This is a genomic window from Pseudomonas sp. D8002, from assembly GCF_013385695.1.
GTDB lineage: Bacteria > Pseudomonadota > Gammaproteobacteria > Pseudomonadales > Pseudomonadaceae > Aquipseudomonas.
Genome location: NZ_JACAPM010000020.1, coordinates 14,480 through 36,526 on the forward strand (window position 1 = coordinate 14,480; position 22,047 = coordinate 36,526).

The following is a 22,047-nucleotide window of genomic DNA, read 5'->3' on the forward strand; positions in this document are numbered from 1 at the left end:
CTTGAGGAACGTGTCAGCGCTTGAGTTTGCGCTTGTTGCGATACTGGTCGATCACCACCGCCACCACGATGATCAGGCCCTTGATGATGTCCTGGATGTAGGCATCCACGCCGACGAAGGTAAACCCGCTGGCCATCACGCCGAGAATCAACGCGCCGATCACGGTGCCGGTGATGCGCCCTACCCCGCCCGCCAGGCTGGTACCGCCGATCACCGCAGCGGCAATCGCGTCCAGCTCATAGGACATGCCCATGCCCGCCTGCCCGGTGGCCGCCCGTGCCGACGCCACTACACCGGCCAGGCCTGCCAGCAGGCCAGCGATGCTGTAGACGATGATCAGGTGGCGCTTGACGTTGATGCCCGAGGTGCGCGCCGCCTGCATGTTGCCGCCGATGGCGTAGGTGTACTTGCCGTACTTGGTGTAGCGCAGGGCGATATGGAAGATCACCGCCACCACCAGGAAGATCACCACCGGCATCGCGCCGTGGCCGATGGCCGTGTAGGAGTCCGAGAGCATGCTCACCGGCTGGCCTTCGGTGTAGTAACGCGCCAGGCCACGGGCCGAGACCATCATGCCGAGGGTCGCAATAAACGGTGGAATCCCGGTGACCGCAATGATACTGCCGTTGATCGCCCCCGCCAGCAGCCCCACGCCCAGGCCCATCGCCACCGGTATCCACACCGGCAGGTCAGTCAATGACGGAAACACCGCACGGGAAAAGTCGGAAGTCTGCGCCAGGCTGGCGGCGATCATCGCCGACAACGCCAGCACCGAGCCCGAGGACAAATCGATACCGGTGGTGATGATCACCTGGGTCACGCCAATCGCCAGCAGGCCGATGATCGACACCTGCAGGATCATCAATACAAGGCGCTGGGAGTTCATCAGGAAGCTCTGGTCGCGCACGATCCAGCCGAACAACTCAAACACCAGGCCGATGCCAATCAGCACCAGCAGGATGCTCAGCTCGGTGGGCATGCGTCGACGGTGCTTGACCGGCGCCGCAGCGGGCTTCTTTTCCTCGGGTTTGCTTTCCAGTATCGCGTTCATAACCACTCACCTTTTTTATCGCGTTGCGCCGGCCACAACGGGCCGGCGCCGTCTGTTCGTTAGTGGACCGCCGTCATACCGGAAGCCAGTTGCATGACTTTTTCCTGGGTCGCATCCGCGCGGTCCAGGGTGCCCATCAGGTCGCCTTCGTGCATCACCATCACCCGGTCGCTCATGCCCAGCACCTCGGGCAGCTCCGAGGAAATCATGATCACCGCCATGCCTTCGCTGGCCAGGTAGGAAATCAGCCGGTAGATCTCGGCCTTGGCGCCCACGTCGATACCGCGAGTGGGTTCGTCGAGGATCAGCAGCCGTGGGTTGGTCATCAGCCAGCGGGCCAACAGGGCTTTTTGCTGGTTGCCACCGGACAAGGTGTCGATGCATTGCTCCAGCGACGGGGTTTTCACCCGCAGCTTGGTGCACATGTCTTCACACAGGGCACGCAGGGCTTTTTGCTGGATAAAGCCATTGCCGGAGTAATGCGGCAGCACGGCCATCTCCATGTTTTCCAGTACCGACAGGCAGGGAAACAGGCCGCTGAGCTTGCGGTCTTCGGTCAGCAGCGCGAAGCCCTTCTCGATGGCCATATGCGGGTCGGTGATGCGCACGGTCTTGCCGTCCAACTGGATCTCGCCGCCGGAGCTTGGGGTGATGCCGAAAATGGTTTCGGCCACATTGGTCCGCCCGGAGCCCATCAGCCCGGCGATACCGAGAATTTCGCCGGCGTGCAGGTCGAACGACACGCCCTGGAATACCCCATCCAGGCGCAGGTCGCGCACCGACAGCAGCAGATTGCCGATGGGCTTGTCGCGCACCGGGAACAGCTGGCTCAGCTCACGTCCCACCATCATCGAGATCAGGCTGTCGCTGTCCATGCTGTCGGCCCGCTGCAGGCCGATATAGGCGCCATCACGGAACACCGCCACTTCATCGGCGATGGCGAACACTTCGTTCATTTTATGGGTGATGTAGATGATGCCTTTGCCCTGGGACTTGAGGTCGGCAATGATCGAGAACAGGTGGGCCACTTCCTTGTCGGTAATGGCGGAGGTCGGTTCATCCATGATCAGGATGTCGGAGTCATAGGACACCGCCTTGGCAATCTCGACCATCTGCCGCTCGGCGATGCTCAGGTTGCCGACGTGCTCTTCCGGGTCGAGGTTGATCCGCAGCCGCGCCAGCAGTTCGGCGGTGCAGCGGTGCATTTCCCGGTGGTTGACCATGTGCAGGCCGTTGAGCTGTTCGCGGCCGATCCAGATGTTCTCGGCGATGCTCATGTGCGGCATCAGGTTGAGTTCCTGGTGGATCATCGCGATCCCGGCTTTCTGCGCCGCCAACGGCGTTTCGAATTTGATCGGCTTGCCACGCAAGCGGATTTCACCGGCGTCGGGCTGATAGATGCCGGCGATGATCTTCATCAGTGTCGACTTGCCCGCACCGTTCTCGCCCATCAGCGCCAGCACCGAGCCGGGGCGCACCCGCAGCTGCACATCGGCCAGGGCCACGACGCCGGGAAAGCCTTTGCTGATGTTGGAGATCTCCAGCAGATAGGGTTCTTCCAGTACCAAGGGCTGGATACCGGGAGGCTGGAAAGCAGTCGCTTGAGCAAACATATCGGGTACTCCGTCAGCAGGGCCGCCGTGGCTGCCCTGCCGGTTTATTGTTGTTATTAAGGGCTACTTGAAGTCTTTGACGTTGTCCGGGGTGATGAGCTTGAACGGGATCACCACGTTCTGCTCGACCGGCTCGTGCCTGGCCATCTTGCGCGCCGCTTCCACCGAACCTACGGCCTGGCCATTGGCATCCTGGAACGCCGACGCGGCCATGTCGCCCTTGGTAATCGCGTTCAAACCGTCCGGTGTGCCATCCACCCCGGCGATCAACACGGTGCCCGGCTTGGTGCCCGCCGACTTCAACGCCATGGACGCACCGATGGCCATCTCGTCGTTGTTGGCCAGCACCGCGTTGAATTCACGGCCTTGGGTCAGCCAGTCGTTGACCAGGGTCATGCCCTTGTCACGCAGCCAGATGCCGGTCTGTTCCTGCTCGATGGTGATGCCTGGGTATTTGGCCAGGACTTCCTTCACCCCCTTGGTGCGGTTGGTGGTGGAGTTGTTCGCCAGGTCACCCAGCAGGATCACGATCTTGCCCTTGCCGCCGAGCTTTTCGGCGATGTACTGCATTTGCAGGCGACCCGCCTCGACGTCATTGGAGGTCACGGCCACGATGCCTTTGGGCAGATCCGTCTGGTCGGGACGACGGTTGACGTACACCAGCGGAATGCCCGCTGCGAGGGCCGCTTTACTGATATTGGCGGTAGACGCCGTGTCGACCGGGTTGACGATGATGGCGTCGACTTTCTGGCTGATAAAGTTCTCGACCTGGCTCAGTTGCTTGACCACATCGGCGCGGGCGTCTTCGAACTGCAGCTGCACGCCGTCACCCTTGGGGTAGGACTTGGCTTGCTTGTCCATGTCTTCACGCAGGTAAGTCAGGAAGGTGTCATCGAACGCCGACATGCTCACGCCCACCTTGATATCGGCCGCCGTGGCGAAACCACTGGCGAGCATCATGGACAGGGCCAGCGCGGTAAAACGGATCGGGGTCTTCATGAACGGTCTGTCTCCAATTTCTTGTTGGTTTTGTGGACGTTGCGTTTTTCAGAGCGAAGCGGTCGGCAGTCGAACGATCGGCGCCCCCGGAATGCAGCACACCAGGGAACCCTTGCTTTCGACGCACAGGACATTCAGGAGGGAAAAGTAAAACGGCCGGGCGCGGGGCAGACCGCGTGGCTGGAGGGCAGGACGTAAAACTCGCAGTACAGCGTTGAAGATTTTCATCTGACGGTACCTGGTTGTTTTGATCTTGTTTTTGTCGAGTCGCCCGAATCGAGTCCGAACGTACTTTATGCAACCTGGAATGACTTTATTGGAAAATAATTTCCATATCAACATGTTTTAGAATTTTATTCTATTTTTCATCCATGAGGCTCCATAGCCGCCATTTCCACTACCTGCTGGCGCTCTGAACTCAGGCGCGCGGCGTCCAGTACGCGGGTGGTTGCCAGCGCATCCAGGACGTTCACCGGCAACTCGCCGTGGCCTTCCACCGCGCTTTGCAGCTGACTGTAGAACTGATTCCAACGGCCCTTTTCCGACGGCACCCGCTCACGATCCGGCCCCTGCTCGAACCAGCCCCAGCGTCGATGTTCTTCAGCGCCCCAGTGCTCGCCTTCGGTTTTCGGGGTCTTGCCGGCCAGCAGCGCCTCTTCCTGGCCGTCCAGCCCTTCGATGGTGTAGCAACCGGCCGTGCCATTCACCCGAAACCGCGGGGCCTGGCTGTTTTGCAGGGCGCTGCCCCACAGGTGTGAAATCACCCCATTGGCGTGGGTCAGCGATACAAAGAAGCCGTGGTCTACGTTCGGCTCATCGGCGGTGTAGTGCAACTGCGCGAACACCCGGTCCACCGGGCCGAACAATTGCATGGCCTGGTCCACCAGGTGGCTGCCCAGGTCCCGCAGGAAGCCGCCGCCGCTGGCATTGCCCACCGAGCCCGGGTTGTAGCGCTCCACCCGGGATTCAAAGCGGGTGACGGTGCCCAGGGCTCCGGCGTCGATCAGCTTGCGCAGGGTGAGGAAGTCCGAATCCCAGCGCCGGTTCTGGTAGACGCTGAGCAGCACGCCCTGGCGCTCGGCGGCGGTGATCAAGGCCTGGGCCTGTTCGGCATTGCTGGCAAAGGGTTTGTCGCTGACCACCGCCACACCGTGTTCGATGGCCTCCAGCACCAGGGCCGGACGGCCCTTGAGGGTGGTGGAGATCACCAGCACGTCGACACCGGCCTCGGTGATCTGCCCGATACTGTCGAAGGCCTTCACTCCGGGGTGATCCGTCGCCAGTTGCTGGCGACGTTCGGGTGACCGTGTCACCGCGCCGACAAAGGTCGCCCCCGGCAGGCTGGCTATCAGGGGTGCATGAAATACACGGCCGCCTTTGCCGTATCCAACCAGTCCGATTCGCATACAAATACTCCTTGGTTAATTGTGGCGAGGGAGCTTGCTCCCGCTCGACTGCGTAGCAGTCGCAAGCTTTTGGGGGCGCTTCGCACCCCAGCGGGAGCAAGCTCCCTCGCCACAGGGCAAGCCACAACGGTCTAACAGCACAACTCGCGGGTCACCCGCTCCAGCATCATCCGGTTGGACTCATCCGGCCGGTCTTCCCAGGCAAACACCGACACTGTGGCAATGCCGTCGAACTTGATTTCCCGCAGAGTGCCGAAAAACACCTCCCAGTTCACCTCGCCCTGGCCGATGTCCAGGTGCTGGTGCACGGTGGCGGTGACGCCCGGCGGGTTGACGATGTAGCGCAGGTTGGACGAAGCGCGGTGGTTGTAAGTGTCGGCAATGATCAAGTGGCTGAGCTTGGAGCCTGCGTACTTGAGCATCGAGGCGATATCGCCCTTGCCGTCGTCATAGAAGAAGGTGTGCGGCGCGGCGTAGAGGTAGTTGATCCAGTCGCGGTCGAGGCCGCGAATGATGTCCACCGACTCGTTGTTGCGCTCGCAGAAGTCGTACGGATGCGCCTGGATATCCAGCTTGATGCCTTCGCGCTCGAACTCCGGCATCAGCTCGTCCATGGAGCGCATGAACTGGTTTTCGCACACCAACGGGTTGTCGGACTGGCCGGTGAATTCGGTGTTGACCAGCTCGCAGTCCATTTCCACGGCGATCTGGATCGCGCGTTTCCAGTTGCGTACGGCGGCAACCCGCAGGCCTTCGTCGGCGGCGGCCCAGTGGTACATGGGCAGCAGGGATGAGAGTTGCACGCCGGCGTCGCTCAGGGCCTTGCGAAATTCCTTGATGCGCGCGCGGTCGACCCGGGGGGCCTTGTAGAACGGCAGGAAGTCTTCCCGGGGCGAGAGTTCGATGTGCTGGTAGCCGAGCTCGGCGGCCTTGTCGACCATTTGGCCGAGGGGCAGGTGGCGGTACATGTAGGGGTCTAATGCGATGCGCATGCTTGAGATCTCCCGAATTTGAGGTAGGAACTCGGTCAAATGTGGGAGCGGGCTTGCTCGCGAATGCGGTGGGTCAGTCGATGCAAATGTTGACTGAAAGGCCGCATTCGCGAGCAAGCCCGCTCCCACACTGACTGCGTTACATCAGTGAGGGTTGTGGTTAGCCGTAGAAATGCGGACGGGGTGGCAGGCCCACTTTCACAATCTGCCCACTGTTCTGCGCCTCAATACACGCATCCGCCGCCACCGCCGCTGCAAAACCATCCCACGCCGACGGCCCCCCCACTTGCCCTGCCCTTACACCGTCGATAAACGCCTGCAGCTCAACGTCATACGCCGCGATGAACCGGTCTTTCCAATCCATCAGGATCGCATTCGACAACTTGGCCCCGCTGCGCATCTGCACCTGGGACGGCTCCGGCAATTTCGCAATACCGGTCTCCCCCACCACTTCGCACTGGATGTCGTAGCCGTACTGGCAGTTCACAAACACTTCCACATCGATGCGCGTGCCCTTGGCGGTTTCCAGCAGCACGATCTGCGGGTCACGCAGATGGGCCAGCGCCTTGCTCGATTTACGCGGGAACACCACCTGCACCGACACGTAGTCATCGGCCAGCAACCAGCGCAACACATCCAGCTCGTGGATCAGGGTGTCGGTGATCGCCATGTCGGTCTTGTAGTTCTCACCCACCCTCGGGTTGCGGTGGGCACAGTGCAGCATCAGCGGCTCGCCGATCTGGCCGCTGTCGATCACGGCTTTCAAGGCGCGATAGCCTTGGTCATACGGACGCATGAAACCCACCTGCACCAGGCGCTTGCCGTGGGCCACTTCGGCCTCGACGATCTTGCGGCAGCCTTCGGCAGTCACCGCCAAGGGTTTTTCGCAGAACACGGGTTTGCCGGCCGCAATCGCCGCCAACACAAATTCTTCGTGGCTCGGGCCCCATGAGGTCACCAGGATCGCCTCGACCTGCGGCGAATTGATCAGCGCGTGGCCGTCCGGGTACACCTCGGCGGTGAGTTTCAGGTCAGCGACGACCTTGGCCGCCTGCTCAAGGTTGATGTCGGTCACGGCCACCACCTGGCTGTTGAGCAAGGTCTGGCTGCAGCGACGAATGTGATCCTGGCCGATGGCGCCAGTACCGATAACACCCAACTTCAAAGACATGAAAACACTCCTCTTGTTATTAGTACTGCCGGGCCTTGGCCAGGCGTTCATTGAGTTGTTTGGCCACCGCATCGGTGCGCGCGCTGGTGGACACCTGCGCCACACCGACGCGCCACCACGACAGGTATTTGTGGATCATGGTTTTCGGCAGGACCTTGATATCAATCAGCGTCGACACGGTTTGCGTGCGCGCATCGGCCAGCGCCGCCTGCAACTGCTCCACGGTGTTGACCTTGTAGGTCTTGCAACCATAGGCCGCCGCACTCATGGCGAAGTCCACCGGCACAAAACCGCCGTCGAGCTTGCCGGTCTCGGGATTGCGGAAGCGGAACTCGGTGCCGAAGCTGTCCATGCCGTGTTCCATCTGCAAATTGTTGATGCAGCCGAAGGTCATGTTGTCCAGCAGCACCACGTTGATCTTGCGCCGCTCCTGGATCGAGGTGGCCAGCTCCGAGTGCAGCATCATGTACGAGCCGTCGCCCACCAGTGCGTACACCTCGCGCTCGGGCTCGGCCAGCTTCACGCCCAACGCGGCGTTGACCTCATAGCCCATGCACGAATAACCGTATTCGACGTGGTAGGTGTTGACGCCCTTGCTGCGCCAGCTGCGCTGCAAGTCACCGGGCAGGCTGCCGGCGGCGGCGACGATGATTGCGTCGTCGGCCAGGGCTTCGTTGAGCACACCGAGTACGCGGCTTTGGGTCAGGCAGGAACCGGTCAGCTCGATAAACTCACGCAGCACCGCCGGGTCCATGTGGTCGTTGATTTCAGGGACGAAGTTTTCAGTCTGGTATTCCGCCTGGTAGATCCGGTCGACTTCGACGTCCAATTGCGCCTTGGCATCCCGTGGCTGATCCCCCCAGCTGGAACGGTAGTCGCCCAAGGCTTCAGCCAGTGCTTCCAGGCCAACCTTGGCATCCGCCAGCAACTGCACGCCATCGAGTTTCAGTGCGTCGCACGGGCTGATATTCAGGTTGAGAAACTGCACCTCAGGATGCTTGAACAGTGACTTCGACGACGTGGTGAAATCGGTATAGCGCGTGCCGATACCAATGATCAGATCCGCCTCGGGTGCCAGCAGGTTCGCCGCCAGGCAGCCGGTTTCACCAAGACCGCCGAGGTTCAGTGGATGGCTTGAAACCACCGCACTCTTGCCCGCCTGGGTTTCCGCGAAAGGAATGTCGAAGCGTTCGGCAAAGGCTTGCAGCGCGGCATTCGCCCCGGAGTATTTGACCCCGCCGCCACACACGATCAGCGGTTTGCGCTTGCCCTTGAACGCCGCCACGGCATCCCCCAGCATCGCTTCGGTCGCCGGGCGGCGGTCGATACGGTGCACGCGTTTTTGCAGGAAGTAATCCGGGTAATCCCAGGCTTCGCCCTGTACATCCTGCGGCAGGGCCAGGGTCACGGCGCCGGTTTCCGCCGGGTCGGTGAGCACGCGCATGGCGTGGATCGCCGCCGTCATCAGCTGTTCCGGGCGGTTGATGCGGTCCCAGTATTTGCTGACCGCACGAAACGCGTCGTTGGTGCTGATGCTCAAGTCGTGGAACTGTTCGATTTGTTGCAGTACCGGATCGGGCTGGCGACTGGCGTAGACATCACCGGGCAACAGCAGCAACGGAATCCGGTTGGCGGTCGCGGTCGCCGCGGCGGTCAACATATTCGCCGCACCCGGCCCCACCGAGGAGGAGCACGCGTAGATCTTGCGGCGCAAGTGCTGCTTGGCAAAACCAATCGCCGCGTGGGCCATGCCCTGTTCGTTGCGGCCCTGATGCACCACCAGGTCGCCGCTGTCCTGCTCCAGGGCCTGGCCCAGGCCCAGCACATTGCCGTGGCCAAAAATCGTGAAGATGCCGGCGACAAACTTGCTCTGCACACCGTCGACTTCGATGTACTGGTTATCCAGAAACTTCACCAGGGCCTGGGCCATGGTCAATCGGGTTGTGGTCATGGGGTGCTCCTTATCGTTTCTGCAGGTGGGCGATGCTCGCCCCCAATGCCTGCTTGATATCGGCCAGGCCGTGCACGCTTTCGGCGAACGGTTCGAACGACAGGTGGCCGCTGTAGCCGGTGCTGAGCAGCGTGTCGATCTGCGCGGCATTGCCCAGGATATCGCCCTCGCCCACCAGCACACGGTGGCCGTCGCGGATCGAGTTCAGCGGTGCGTCGGCATCTTCCACACCGGAGATATGCACCAGCCCAGTCAGTTCGGGGAAGAACTCATGTTCACTGGCCAGGTGGTGGTGGAAGGTGTCGTGCACCACGCGAAACACATCCAGACCGCCGATGGCCTTGATCGCATCCACTGCCACGCGCTTGCGGCGCAGGGAGCATTCTTCAAACCCCAGGGGTTCGACAAAACCGAGAATCCCGTATTCCCGCAGGATCGGCGCCAGTTCACTCAAGGCGGTGCGCAAACCGGCCGCGCGCTGGGCTTCGTTGCGCGAGTCGGCGCGGTCGTTCAACGGGCACATCACCAACGCCTGCGCGCCGCATTCGCGGGCATAGGCAGCCAGCTTGATGGCCTGGGCACGGCGTTCGTCATTCCACACATCGAAGGGGTACAGCGCGTTGATCGACAGCACCGTGATGCCATGCACCGCGCACAATTCGCGCACGCGGCTGGCAGGGGTGCCGTCTTCAATCTCGATGCCCTTGAGGTCGTTGCGGATCTCGATGGCGTCGCATTTCAGGGTCACCGCCAGCTGGATAAAATCGGGCAGGGAAAGGCTGGGGGCGACCATGCGGTTCAGGGCAAAACGTAGAGGCGACTTCATTATTGTTGTGCTCCACACTCGAAAACGTTACTTGGCGGTTGGCATGCTGAATTCAGGGCCCTTGGCGATGCTGTCGGGCCAGCGTTGCATGACGCTCTTGTAGCGGCTGTAGAAACGAATGCCTTCTTCGCCATAGGCGTGGTGGTCGCCGAACAGCGAGCGCTTCCAGCCACCGAACGAATGCCAGGCCATCGGCACCGGAATCGGCACGTTGATGCCGACCATCCCGACCTTGATGGTGCGGGCAAAGGCACGGGCAATGCCGCCGTCGCTGGTAAAGCACGACACGCCGTTGCCGAACTCATGGGCGTTGATCAAGGCCACGGCACTGGCAAAATCCGCCACCCGCACGATGCCCAGCACCGGCCCGAAAATCTCTTGCTGGTAGATGCTCATTTCGGTGGTGACGTTATCGAACAAGGTCGCACCGACGAAGAAACCACCCTCCGCGCCCGGCACCTTGAAGCCACGACCGTCGACGATCAGCTTCGCGCCCTGGGCCACGCCCTGGTCGATAAACCCTTCGACCTTGGCCTTGTGTTCGGCGGTAACCAGCGGGCCCATCTCGCTGTCTTTTTGCATACCGTTGCCGACCTTCAACTGGTCGATACGCGGCAGCAGTTTTTCGATCAGCCTGTCGCCGACATCACCCACCACCACCGCAATCGAGATCGCCATGCAGCGCTCGCCGGCCGAGCCGTAAGCCGCGCCGATCAAGGCGTCAGCCGCCTGATCCAGGTCGGCGTCGGGCATCACGATCATATGGTTCTTCGCCCCGCCCAACGCCTGCACACGCTTGCCGCGCTGAGTGGCCTGCTGGTGGATGTACTCGGCAATCGGCGTGGAGCCAACAAACGAAATCGCCTCGATATCCGGGTGCTGCAACAGGCCGTCTACCGCGCTCTTGTCACCCTGCACCACGTTGAACACACCGTCGGGCAGACCGGCTTCGGTCAGCAGGCGGGCCATCAGCAAACTGGCGGACGGGTCGCGCTCCGACGGCTTGAGGATGAAGCAGTTACCGGTGGCCAGCGCCAGCGGGATCATCCACAGCGGCACCATCACCGGGAAGTTGAACGGGGTGATGCCGGCGCACACGCCCAGTGGCTGGCGCAGGTTCCAGTTGTCGATGCCGCCGCCGATGTTGTCGCTGAAATCGGTTTTCAACAGGTTTGGCGCACCGCAGGCGAACTCGACGATCTCGATGCCGCGGGTGACTTCGCCCTTGGCGTCGGAGAACACCTTGCCGTGTTCGCGGCTGATGATTTCAGCCAGCTCATCGTGGTGCTGGTCGAGCAATTCCTTGAATTTGAACAGCACCCGCGAACGGCGCAGGGATGATTGCTCGGACCACGCCGGGAAGGCTTTCAGCGCCGACGCCACGGCCTCATCGACGGTCTTCTGGCTGGCCAGCCCGACGCGGGCCTGGACTTCGCCGGTGGCCGGGTTGAACACATTGCTGAAACGCTCACTGGCGCTGTCGTGCACCTGGCCGTTGATGTAATGGCCGATTACCGGGGCGTTGCTCATTATTGTTCTCCGTCGAAAGTGCTTAAAGATCCAGCAGCCAGCTGTGCTGCGGGTCGTTATGGAAATGCCAGGCGCGCTTGGGGCCGGCCATCACGTTCAGGTAGTAGGACTCGTAGCCATACGGCACGCTGACCGGGTGATACCCCTTGGGCACCACCACCAGGTCGCTGTTTTCCACGGCCATGGCCTGGTCGATGCTGCGGTCGTCGGTGTAGACGCGCTGGAACACGAAGCCCTGGGGCGGGTTGATCTGGTGGTAGTAGGTTTCTTCGAGAAAGCTCTGGTGCGGCAGATCGTCGGTGTCGTGCTTGTGGGGCGGGTAGCTCGACGAGTGACCGGACGGTGTGCGCACTTCCACCACCAGCAGCGAATGGGCAGGCTCGCTGTCGGGCAGGATGTCGCACACGTAGCGGGTGTTGGCGCCCTTGCCACGTACGCTGCGCTTGCATTGCTCGGGGCGAATCAGACGGGGTGCCAGACCTGCGTCGGTTGAGCCGGGAGCGGCGCAGACGGCAATTTGCACGTCGCTCAGCGCGGTGACCTGGGCGTCGGTGCCTGGCGGCAAATAAGCGGCGAAGGGCGACTTGTCTTCGAACACCGAGTGGCGATCACCGAGGTTTTCCCAGTTGAAGCCTTCGCCCTGGATAGTCACCCGGCCGCTGAGCAGCACCAGGCACAGTTCCTTGTCGCCGGCGGTGACTGGCAAGGTTTCACCCAGGCTCAGGCGGTAGGCGGCGAAGCCCACGTATTCCAGGCGCCCTTCTTCCAGCGCCACCATGGTTTGCCCGCGCTTGCTGCTTTTGACCAACAGGCTCATTGTCCAGTCCTCTCGCTCAACAGTGCGCGCAGGGTGTCGTAACCCTTCTTCGCATAGATGTAGCTCGGCGCCACGGCAGGATCCTGCTCGGCCTCCACTACCAGCCAACCCTGGTAATTGGCGGCCAGCAGCACGTCCAGCAGCGCGGCGAAGTCGATATCGCCGTCGCCGGGCACGGTGAAGGTGCCGTTGACGATGCAATCCGGGAAGCTCCACATCTGGTTGCGTGCCAGTTGCACCACCGGCTTGCGCACATCCTTGAAGTGCACGTGGCAGATGCGGGCGATGTGTTTGCGCAGCACCTCGATAGGCTCGCCGCCACCCATGTAGCAGTGGCCCGAATCAAACAGCAGGCCGACTTCCGGGCCGGTGCGGCGCATCAGTTGGTCGATGTCTTCCGGGGATTCGACGTAGGCGCCCATATGGTGGTGGTACGCCAGGCGCACGCCCTGGGACAGGGTGAAGCGCGCCAGTTCTGTGAGTTTGTCGGCGTATTCCTGCCAGGCCTGTTCGCTGTGGAAGCGCGGGCGTTCGATCAGGCGCACCGGCGAACCCTGGATCGAGTCGGCGACTTCTCCATACACCAACACGCTGGCGCCGTTTTCACGCAGCAGTTCGACGTGGCTGGCGATGGCTTCGATTTCTTCCGCCACCGAGCGCCGGGCCAGGCGACTGGAGTACCAGCCGGAGACCAGTGCCAGGTCGTAGGGGCGCAATACATCGCCGACACCTTTGGCGTCCTTGGGGAATTTGCCGTTGAGTTCAAAGCCTTCGTAGCCGATGTCCTTGCCTTCGCTGAGGGCCGTGCTCAACGGCGTTTCACCGCCCAGGGCCGGCAGGTCGTCGTTGCTCCAGGAGATCGGGTTGATGCCAATTCGGATAGCGGGCATGGCTGCACCTATTATTGTTTTTTCAGAGTTGCCTGAGATCTGCTTTATGTGGGAGCGGGCTTGCTCGCGAAGGCGGTGGTTCAGTTGGTGTATCAGTCGACTGACACTCCGCTTTCGCGAGCAAGCCCGCTCCCACATTTGACCGTGTTTAGCTTCGAGAACTGCGCCAAGCCTTAATCAATTGCTCAAAGATGCACTGCACCTGCTCAATCAAGGCTTGATCGTCAATCTCCCCCGCCAGCCAGGCTCGGCTCGGTTCCTGGAAGATCGTGCGACCCACGGCGAACCCGCGGCAGGTCTGGCTTTGGCTGGCTTGCTGGAAGCCATCGGCCAGGCATTCGGCGGAAGCGTTCAGGCCCAGCAGCACCACGCCCCGGCAGTAGGGATCGCGCTCCTGGATCAGCTCGTCGAGCTTTTTCCAGTCTGCGGCCGACTGCGCCTCGATCTTCCACCACGCCGGGTAGATGCCCAGGTTGTACAGGCGCTTGAGGCTGCGATAGAGCACGTCGGGATAGGTGGACGGGTGATCCTTGGGGGGCACGACTTCCAGCAGCAGCTCATGGCCGCTGACCAGGGACGCCTGATACAGGGCCTTGAGTTGCGCTTCCTGTTCCAGGCGCAGCAATGGCTCGTCATCGGGGTGAAATTGCACCAGGCACTTGATGATCTGCTCCCGGGGCCAGGCAATCAGGTTGCTGCCCACCGAGCGCCCGTGTTCAAAGGCCAGCGGCCGTGAATTCTGGACTTCCACCGGGCGGGCGATCCACCAGCCGCGACCGCTGGCGGCGTTCAGCGCGTCCTGGCCGAAGCGTTGGTCGGCCAGAATCCCGACGTCAGCCTCGACGCCCTGCTCCGCCAGTTTGCTTTCAACCCGTTCCACGGCCTGGATGAACAGTTGCTTCAGGGCGCTGATGCGCGCCGGGTCCTGGCCGCCCTTTTGGGCCAGTTCCACCAACTGCCAGCGGTGGTCGAAGGCAAATACAAACAGCTGCTTCCAGACCTTGCGCGGCACGCTGACCTGGTGCAGGCGTTGCAGCACTGCGTCCTGGTCCGGGCGGGTAATCGGCACCGGGCTGTTGAACAGGTAATCAAGTTCGGCGCGGGTCGGCATGGCCGGCGCGCAGGCATGGCGCGACACCACCAGGCCGCCGCAGGCATTCGCCAACTGGCTGCAGCGCTCGTCGCTGGCGTCTTCAAGCCAGCCGCTGAGGAAGCCGGACATGAAGGCATCGCCGGCGCCCAGCACGTTGAGTACTTCCACCCGTACCCCGGGGTAGATCGCGCCGTCTTCAAGGCGGGCCGGGATATCGCCGTGGATCACCGTGCAGCCCTGGGGGCCAAGCTTGACCACCAGGGTGGCCGAGGTCAGGCCACGCACCGTGCGCAATGCCGTGAGCAAATCTTCACTGCCACCGGCAATCAGGAATTCTTCTTCGGTGCCGACGATCAGGTCAAAACGCGGGAGGATTTTCTGCACGTGCTGGCTGACATTCTGGTCGGCCACAAACCGGGTTTCGCCATCGGCCTTGCCGGCCAGGCCCCAGAGCACCGGGCGGTAGTCGATGTCGAGCACGCGTTTGACGTTGTGCTTCTCGGCGTAGTCCAGGGCCTGGATGCTGGCCTTGTACACGCCGTCGGTGGAGAAGTGGGTACCGGTGATCAGCAGCGCCTTGCTGGAAGCAATGAACGCTTCACTGATGTCTTCGGCGCGCAGGGCCATGTCGGCGCAGTTCTCGCGGTAGAACACCAGCGGGAAGGTTTCGCGGTCCTTGAGGCCCAGCAGCACCAGGGCGGTGAGGCGTTCCGGGTCGACCTTGATGCCGCTGACGTCACAGCCTTCGCGGGCCAGGGACTCCAGCAGGAAACGCCCCATGTGGTCGTCCCCTACCCGGCTCAACATCGCCGACTTGAGCCCCAGCCGCGCGGTGCCGAACGCGATGTTGGCGGAGGAACCGCCGAGGTACTTGGCGAAGCTCGAGACATCCTCCAGCCGTGCACCCACTTGTTGTGCGTAAAGGTCGACGCCCAGGCGTCCCAGGCAAATCAGATCCAATTGACGCCCACTGGCAAAACGAGTCTGGCCCATGCTGGCTCCTGTTATTTTTATCAGCCTGCGTGTGCCGTCGCGGTGGCGGCATACGCTCTTGGTGCAAGCAGACTAGAACGTCTGGTGACGCCAATCAATATTTATTCTATAAATATTTTTTGTGGAATATATTTTCCAATACGCCATCATCGGTATGTTCCAGCCGCAGTGCATCGTTTCAGCTGCACCGTGGGGCGGGATGCCGAGGTATTTTTTTGCGCCTACCCTGTAGACTTGCGCACATCGACTTATTGTCAGGGGCGCCTCGAAGCGCCCTATAAGAACAAGCCAGAAGGATTCCCTATGTCCCAGAGCGCCCCGGAAGACGCACTCGCCAGCCCGCCGCTGAACGCCGAGCGGTTGTTGCAGCTGATCACCGATGAATACGAGAGCCTGCCGCGCCAGCTCAAGCGCATCGCCAGCTACATGAGCCAGCAGAGCGATCGGATCATGGTCGACCGCATCAGCGACATCGCCCGTGAATGCGAAGTGCACCCGTCGGCCATCGTGCGGTTTTCCCAGCGTTTCGGGTTCAGTGGTTTCAGTGAAATGCAGGCGCTGTTCCGCGAGGCTTACACCCACAAGACCACACCGGTGCAGAACTACCAGCAACGCATCCGCAGCATGATCGCCAACAAGTCGCAGAAAGCCAGCGGCGGCGACCTGGCGCGTGAGTGCGTGAATGCCACCCTCTCCGGGATCGAGCGCCTGGGGCTGGAACTGGATGACGCAGCCTTCGACAAGGCCGTGGACCTGGTGGTGAATGCCGACAATATCTACGTGGTGGGCGTGCGCCGCTCGTTCGCCGTGGCGGACTACTTGGTGTACAACCTGCAGCACACCAACAAGCGCATCCATCTGGTCTCGGGGTTGGGCGGCAGCTATCGTGAGCAGATGCGCAGTGTGCGGGCCAACGACCTGGTGATTGCCATCAGCTTTACGCCGTACGGCAAGGAAACCCAGCACTGCCTGCGGATTGCCCAGCACCATCAGGCCAAGACCCTGATCATTACCGACAGCAACCTGTCGCCCCTGGCCAAGCGGGCGAGCACGGTGTTGCTGGTGAATGAAGGCTCGTCGTTTGCGTTCAGGTCACTGAGTGCGACGCTGTGCCTGTGCCAGGCGTTGTTCATTGCCGTGGCGTATCGGCTGGAATTGAAGGTCGATGAGATTCATGAGCAGGTGGGATTCGACGACTGACGATCGTTCCCACGCTCCGCGTGGGAATGCAGCCCCGGACGCTCCGCGTCCAAAGCGTGACGCAGAGCGTCACAAGAGGCGTTCCCACGCAGAGCGTGGGAACGATCGTAAGGCTTAGCGCAGTGCCCGGCGCAACACCTTGCCCACCGTCGTCTTGGGCAACTCCTGCGTACGAAACTCGACAAACCGCGGCACCTTGTACCCCGTCAAATACTCCCGGCAATGCGCCAGAATCTGCTCCTGGGTCAAACTTGGGTCCTTGCGCACCACGATGATTTTGACCCGCTCGCCGGTCACCCCATCCTCAACCCCGATCGCCGCCACTTCCGCCACGCCCGGATGCAACGCCACCACGTCTTCGATCTCGTTGGGGTACACGTTGAACCCGGACACCAGGATCATGTCTTTCTTGCGGTCCACCAGGCGGATGAAGCCCTGCTCATTCATCACCCCGATGTCCCCGGTAGACAGCCACCCTTCGGCATCCAGCACCTCGGCGGTTTCCGCCGGGCGTTTCCAGTAACCCTGCATCACCTGCGGGCCGCGTACTTGCAGTTCGCCCTGCTCGCCCAGTTCCGCCAACTCACCGTCCTCACGAATGAACCGCACCCAGGTCGACGGCAACGGCACGCCGATACTGCCGGTGAATTCCATCTCGCGCATGCGTGAGATGTCGATGGGGCTGATGCTCACCACCGGCGAACATTCAGTGAGGCCGTAGCCTTCGATGATCGGCAAGCCGGTGACTTCCTTCCAGCGCTTGGCCACAGCGGTATGGGTGGCCATGCCGCCGGCGATCACCATGCGCAAATCGGAAAAATCCCGGGCGCAGAATTCCTTGTTTTCCAGCAGGCCGTTGAACAGCGTATTCACCCCGGCAATCCCGTTGAAACGCTCCTTGCGCAGGATCATCTGCACCCGCTTCACATCCCGTGGGTTGGCGATCAGGATGTTGCGCCCGCCCAGGCACATGAACATCAGGCAGTTCACCGTCAGGGAAAAGATGTGGTACAGCGGCAGCAGGGTGACGTTGGTTTCCTGCTGGTTCTGATCGAGCTGATCACCGACCCACGCCTTGGCCTGCAACAGGTTGGCGATGATATTGCGATGGCTGAGCATGACGCCCTTGGCATCGCCGGTAGTGCCGCCGGTGTATTGCAGGAAGGCCAGGTCTTCGCGGTTCATCGGCACGGCGAGATGGGTTTGCCCGCGTCCCTGTTTCAACACCTGGTTGAAACGCACGGCCCCCGGCAGGTTGAAACGCGGCACCTGCTTCTGCACGCTGCGCAGGATGAAGTTCATCGCCGCGCCCTTGAAGGTGCCGAGCAGGTCACCGATGGCCGCGATCACCACACGTTTGACGGTACTGGCGGCCACCACTTTCTCCAGGGTGTGGGCGAAGTTTTCGAAGATCACCAGGGTCTCTGCGCCACTGTCCTTGAGCAAATGCTGCAGCTCCCGGGCGGTGTACAGCGGGTTGACGTTGACCACCACCGCACCCGCGAGGATCGTGCCCAGCAGGCAGATCGGGTACTGCAAGCAGTTGGGCATCATCAGCGCCACCCGGTCGCCCTTCTTCACACCCTGGGCTTGCAGCCACGCAGCAAAGGCGATGCCCTGCACCTCCCAGTCGGCGTAGGTCATTTCGGTGCCGATGCTGACGTAGGCCACGCGGTCGCGGAATTTGTGCAGGTGCTCCAGGAACACCTCGCGCAACGACGGGTAATCCTCGATGCCGGCGTCGATGTCTGCCGGTACGCCGGGCAGGTAAGCGTTCAACCAGAGGCGTTCGGTCTGTTCCAGGCTTACAGCGTTCATGGCAGTCTCCTTGTTGTTTTTATGGTGGGAACTACTTTTCGACGATAGCGGTAATGCCCAACCCACCCGCCGCGCAGATCGAAATCAGGCCGCGGCCGCCGCCACGCTGGTGGATCGCCTTGGCCAGTGCCGCGAGTTGCCGGCCACCGGTGGCGGCGAAGGGGTGGCCGCAGCCGAGGGAGCCGCCGTTGACGTTCATCTTGCTGCGGTCGATGCTGCCCAGCGGCGCGTCGAGGCCCAGGCGGTCGCGGCAGTAATCCGGGTCTTCCCAGGCCTTGAGGGTGCACAGCACCTGGGCGGCGAAGGCTTCGTGGATCTCGAACAGATCGAAGTCGGCGAACGTCAGGCCCTCGCGCTTGAGCATGCGTGGCACGGCGTAGGCCGGCGCCATCAGCAGGCCTTCGGTGCCGTCGACGAAATTCACCGCAGCGGTTTCACCGGTTCGCAGGTACGCCAATACGGGCAAGCCGCGCTCGGCGGCCCATTCCTCGCTGGCCAGCAGCACCACCGACGCGCCGTCAGTCAGGGGCGTGGAGTTGCCGGCGGTGAGCGTGCCGTTCTGGCGGTCGTAGGCCGGTGACAGGCCGGCAAGTTTCTCCAGGCTGGCGTCGGCCCGCAGGTTGTTGTCCCGGGCCAGGCCGCGATACGGGCTGATCAAATCATCGAAGAAACCCTGCTTGTACGCCGCATCCAGCCGCTGGTGGCTGGTGAGGGTCAACTCGTCCTGGGCCAGGCGCTTGATCTGCCAGCGCTTGGCCATTTCCTCGCAGTGTTCACCCATGGACAAGCCGGTGCGCGGCTCGCCATTGCGCGGCAGCAGCGGCTTGAAAAACATCGACGGGCGCACCCCCATCAAGGCCTTCAACCTGGCGCCGGTGCCCTTGGCGCGGTTGGCTGAAAGCAAGGTGCGGCGCAGGGACTCGTTGATGCCGATGGGCGCGTCGGAGGTGGTGTCGGAACCACCGGCAACGCCCACTTCGATCTGCCCAAGGGCGATCTTGTTGGCCACCAGCAACGCCGCTTCCAGGCCGGTGCCGCAGGCTTGTTGCAGGTCGTAGGCCGGGGTTTCGGGAGACAGTGTGGTAGACAGCAGGCTTTCCCGGGCCAGGTTGAAATCCCGGGAATGCTTGATCACCGCACCCGCGGCAAACTCGCCCAGGCGCAGGCCGTGAAGGTTGTAGCGGTCCACCAGGCCTTGCAGGGCGGCGACCAGCAGATCCTGGTTGCTGCCATGGGCGTACACAGTGTTGGAGCGGGCGAACGGGATACGGTTGCCGCCGATAATCGCCACGCGGCGCGTCGGGGCCGGGTTGAAACTGTAGTCACTCATCGATCGGTCTCATTCCAGATAAACAGCCCACGCATATGGGGTTTGTCACCGGCGAAATTACGCACTTCAAACTCACGGCGCGGGCCGGTTGGCGGAACGTTCCACAGCGCCACCTGGCCGGGCAGGAAGATCGGCAGCTTGAAGTCGCAATGGGCCTCGGCCTGGTCCAGTCCGCCGGGGGGTTGCTGGGCGGCCAGGGCGCGGCCAAGGGTCCACATGCCGTGGGCGATGGCCCGGCGAAAGCCGAAGAGTTTGGCGCCAATCACCGAGGTGTGAATCGGATTGAAATCCCCCGAGACCCTGGCGAAACGCCGCCCCAGATCCGCCGGCAGCACCCAGCGTTGAGTGCGCAGCAAACCTTCTTCCTGCAAGGGCAACGCGTCGTCCCACGGCTCGCCAACCGGCGCGTTTACGTCACGGCGCAGGTACAGGCTGTCGCTCTCCCATATCAGGGCGCCCGCGCTGTAGCCACGGGTGGCGATGCTCAGGGCCTGGCCCTTGGGATGGGCGACCCAGCGTTCGCAATACACCTCCAGGCGCAAGGCCTGGCCCGCCTCCAGCCGTCGATGCTGGCGGATGCGATTGGCCAAATGCACCATGCCGCTGGCCGGGTACGGGAAACTCGGGCGGGTCAGCAGCATCAGGTGCAAGGGGAACGCCAGCACATGGGGATAGGACAGCGGCACGCCTTGCTCATGGCGGAAACCACAGGCCCGACCGTAAGCCGCGATCCCTTGGGCAGACAGCTCGACGGCCGAACGCACCAGGCGTTCTTTCGGCAACGTCGGCTCGCCTTCCAGCTTCGGTTTGCGCAGCCCCAATACCCCGTCCAGCAACAGCCGCGAGCGCGAGGGCGGCGGGTCAATAATCTGCGTCACATAGTCCATGCTCAGGCTCCCAACAGGCTTTGGCCGCAGACCCGCACCACCTGGCCATTGACCCCGCCGGATGCCGGATGCGCCAGCCAGGCGATGGTTTCTGCCACGTCGATGGGTTGCCCGCCCTGGGACATCGAGTTCATCCGCCGCCCCGCTTCGCGAATCATCAGCGGGATCTTCGCGGTCATCTGGGTTTCGATAAAGCCCGGTGCCACGGCATTCACCGTCACTTGCTGCGCCGCCGCCTGCGGGGCCAGGCCTTGTACCAGGCCGATCACCCCGGCCTTGGAGGTGGCGTAGTTGCTTTGCCCGAGGTTGCCGGCGATACCGGAAATCGATGAGACACACACGATCCGCCCGCCCGGATTCAGGCCCTGGCTTTCCAGCAGCGCCGTGCTCAGATGCAACGGTGCTTCCAGGTTGACCGCCAGTACGCTGCGCCACGCGGTCTCAGTCATCTTGGCGATGGTCTTGTCGCGGGTAATCCCGGCGTTGTGCACCACCACGTCGAATGCACCGTGTTGGCTGACATGGGCGTGCAACTGCTGCGCGGCATCGGTGGCGGTGATGTCCAGCGCCAGTGCGGTGCCTGCGACACTGCCGGCCGCCTGTTGCAGCGAATCCTGGGCCTGGGGCACATCCACGCAGACCACATGGGCTCCATCGCGGGCCAGCACCTGGGCGATTGCCAGGCCGATGCCACGGGAGGCGCCGGTGACCAGGGCACGGCGGCCGCCGAGGGGTTTGTCCCAGTTGATTTCGGTTGGGCTATCGACGGTTTTTTCGAGGCGCACCACCTGCCCCGAGACATAGGCCGAGCGCCGCGACAGGAAGAACCGCAGGCTGCTTTCCAGCCCGTCCTCGGCACCCGGTGCGACGTAGATCAACTGCACGGTGATCGCCCGGCGCAACTCCTTGGCCAACGAACGCACCAGGCCCTCAAGGGCACGCTGGGCAATGGCCTGGGGCAGGTCCTTGCACTGCTCCGGCGCGGTGCCGAGCACCACCACCCGGGCGTGCTGCCCAAGGCGCCTGGCGTTGGCGTGGAAGAATTCGTAGAGCTCGTCCAACTGCTTGAGGTCGGCGATGTCGCTGGCGTCGAACACCGCGCCCTGGACCTTGACCGTGGAGGGCGCCTTGAGGGTCGCAGCGGTGGCGGTCACTGTATCGGTGGCGGTGAAGATGCGCTGGATTTGCGCCCCCAGGCGCCCTACCCCCGCGACGATTACCGGGTTGGCCAGGCCTTGCTGGCCGCTGCGGTGACGTTGCAATGCCAGGGGTTGGGGCAGCCCGGCAGTGCGGGCCAACCAGGCTCCCCAGGGGGAATTGACGAAAGAGAGGTAGCTGTCACTCATGGATAAATTCACTCACAAACACGGTGTTGCCATGGAAACCCGATCCTTGTAGGAGCTGGCTTGCCTGCGATTGCGGTGTGTCAGCCAACACATCTGGCACTGAACCAACGCTATCGCAGGCAAGCCAGCTCCTA

Annotated in this window: 17 protein-coding genes; 1 reads left to right on the top strand and 16 read right to left on the bottom strand. The window is 62.4% G+C overall.

Annotation, left to right across the window (positions count from 1 at the left end):
* Positions 1-13 precede the first annotated feature (13 nt).
* From HX807_RS11775 to iolC, 12 genes are all read right to left on the bottom strand, one after another.
* On the bottom strand, positions 14-1,051 hold the full coding sequence (locus tag HX807_RS11775) for an ABC transporter permease (RefSeq protein WP_003214704.1): 1,038 nt from the start codon (positions 1,049-1,051) through the stop codon (positions 14-16).
* A 59-nt stretch (positions 1,052-1,110) separates the two neighbouring features.
* Complete coding sequence (locus tag HX807_RS11780; RefSeq protein WP_177050045.1) at positions 1,111-2,664, bottom strand: sugar ABC transporter ATP-binding protein; 1,554 nt, start codon at positions 2,662-2,664, stop codon at positions 1,111-1,113.
* Positions 2,665-2,727: 63 nt separating this feature from the next.
* Complete coding sequence (locus tag HX807_RS11785; protein ID WP_003214701.1) at positions 2,728-3,663, bottom strand: sugar ABC transporter substrate-binding protein; 936 nt, start codon at positions 3,661-3,663, stop codon at positions 2,728-2,730.
* A gap of 365 nt (positions 3,664-4,028) precedes the next feature.
* Positions 4,029-5,069 carry a Gfo/Idh/MocA family oxidoreductase gene (locus HX807_RS11790; RefSeq protein WP_177050047.1) on the bottom strand — a complete coding sequence of 347 codons (1,041 nt, stop codon included), beginning with the start codon at positions 5,067-5,069 and terminating at the stop codon, positions 4,029-4,031.
* 131 nt (positions 5,070-5,200) lie between these two features.
* Positions 5,201-6,061 carry a sugar phosphate isomerase/epimerase family protein gene (locus HX807_RS11795; RefSeq protein WP_177050049.1) on the bottom strand — a complete coding sequence of 287 codons (861 nt, stop codon included), beginning with the start codon at positions 6,059-6,061 and terminating at the stop codon, positions 5,201-5,203.
* Between the two features lie 160 nt (positions 6,062-6,221).
* Positions 6,222-7,232 (bottom strand): Gfo/Idh/MocA family protein, encoded by a 1,011-nt coding sequence (locus tag HX807_RS11800; RefSeq protein ID WP_008437157.1) that lies wholly within the window; start codon positions 7,230-7,232, stop codon positions 6,222-6,224.
* 19 nt (positions 7,233-7,251) lie between these two features.
* A complete protein-coding gene (gene iolD / locus HX807_RS11805; RefSeq protein WP_087694124.1) occupies positions 7,252-9,183 on the bottom strand; it encodes a 3D-(3,5/4)-trihydroxycyclohexane-1,2-dione acylhydrolase (decyclizing) in 1,932 nt (643 codons plus the stop codon).
* A 10-nt stretch (positions 9,184-9,193) separates the two neighbouring features.
* Positions 9,194-10,009 (bottom strand): TIM barrel protein, encoded by an 816-nt coding sequence (locus HX807_RS11810; protein ID WP_177050051.1) that lies wholly within the window; start codon positions 10,007-10,009, stop codon positions 9,194-9,196.
* Positions 10,010-10,036: 27 nt separating this feature from the next.
* Complete coding sequence (locus tag HX807_RS11815) at positions 10,037-11,539, bottom strand: CoA-acylating methylmalonate-semialdehyde dehydrogenase (RefSeq protein WP_102605498.1); 1,503 nt, start codon at positions 11,537-11,539, stop codon at positions 10,037-10,039.
* A gap of 22 nt (positions 11,540-11,561) precedes the next feature.
* Positions 11,562-12,356: a 5-deoxy-glucuronate isomerase gene (iolB, locus tag HX807_RS11820; protein ID WP_003214687.1), complete on the bottom strand. Its 795-nt coding sequence runs from the start codon at positions 12,354-12,356 to the stop codon at positions 11,562-11,564.
* The gene (gene iolE, locus HX807_RS11825; protein WP_087694126.1) at positions 12,353-13,246 is read right to left on the bottom strand and encodes a myo-inosose-2 dehydratase; all 894 of its coding nucleotides are present in this window, start codon (positions 13,244-13,246) and stop codon (positions 12,353-12,355) included. Before iolE ends, iolB begins: the two co-directional genes overlap by 4 nt.
* Before the next feature lie 148 nt (positions 13,247-13,394).
* On the bottom strand, positions 13,395-15,332 hold the full coding sequence (gene iolC / locus HX807_RS11830) for a 5-dehydro-2-deoxygluconokinase (protein ID WP_102605499.1): 1,938 nt from the start codon (positions 15,330-15,332) through the stop codon (positions 13,395-13,397).
* 303 nt (positions 15,333-15,635) lie between these two features.
* Here iolC and HX807_RS11835 point away from each other — a divergent pair, with 303 nt between their 5' ends.
* Positions 15,636-16,532, top strand: a complete 897-nt coding sequence (locus HX807_RS11835) for a MurR/RpiR family transcriptional regulator (RefSeq protein ID WP_003214679.1) — start codon at positions 15,636-15,638, stop codon at positions 16,530-16,532.
* 114 nt (positions 16,533-16,646) lie between these two features.
* On the opposite strand, the gene HX807_RS11840 is transcribed toward HX807_RS11835, so the two are convergent.
* The 4 genes from HX807_RS11840 to HX807_RS11855 are packed head-to-tail and all read right to left on the bottom strand — an operon-like array spanning position 16,647 to position 21,913.
* Positions 16,647-18,350, bottom strand: a complete 1,704-nt coding sequence (locus HX807_RS11840; RefSeq protein ID WP_008437152.1) for an AMP-binding protein — start codon at positions 18,348-18,350, stop codon at positions 16,647-16,649.
* Positions 18,351-18,381: 31 nt separating this feature from the next.
* Positions 18,382-19,680, bottom strand: a complete 1,299-nt coding sequence (locus HX807_RS11845) for an acetyl-CoA C-acetyltransferase (protein WP_177050053.1) — start codon at positions 19,678-19,680, stop codon at positions 18,382-18,384.
* Complete coding sequence (locus tag HX807_RS11850) at positions 19,677-20,567, bottom strand: MaoC/PaaZ C-terminal domain-containing protein (protein ID WP_087694128.1); 891 nt, start codon at positions 20,565-20,567, stop codon at positions 19,677-19,679. Before HX807_RS11850 ends, HX807_RS11845 begins: the two co-directional genes overlap by 4 nt.
* Positions 20,568-20,569: 2 nt before the next feature.
* Complete coding sequence (locus HX807_RS11855) at positions 20,570-21,913, bottom strand: 3-oxoacyl-ACP reductase (RefSeq protein ID WP_177050055.1); 1,344 nt, start codon at positions 21,911-21,913, stop codon at positions 20,570-20,572.
* Positions 21,914-22,047: the final 134 nt, after the last annotated feature.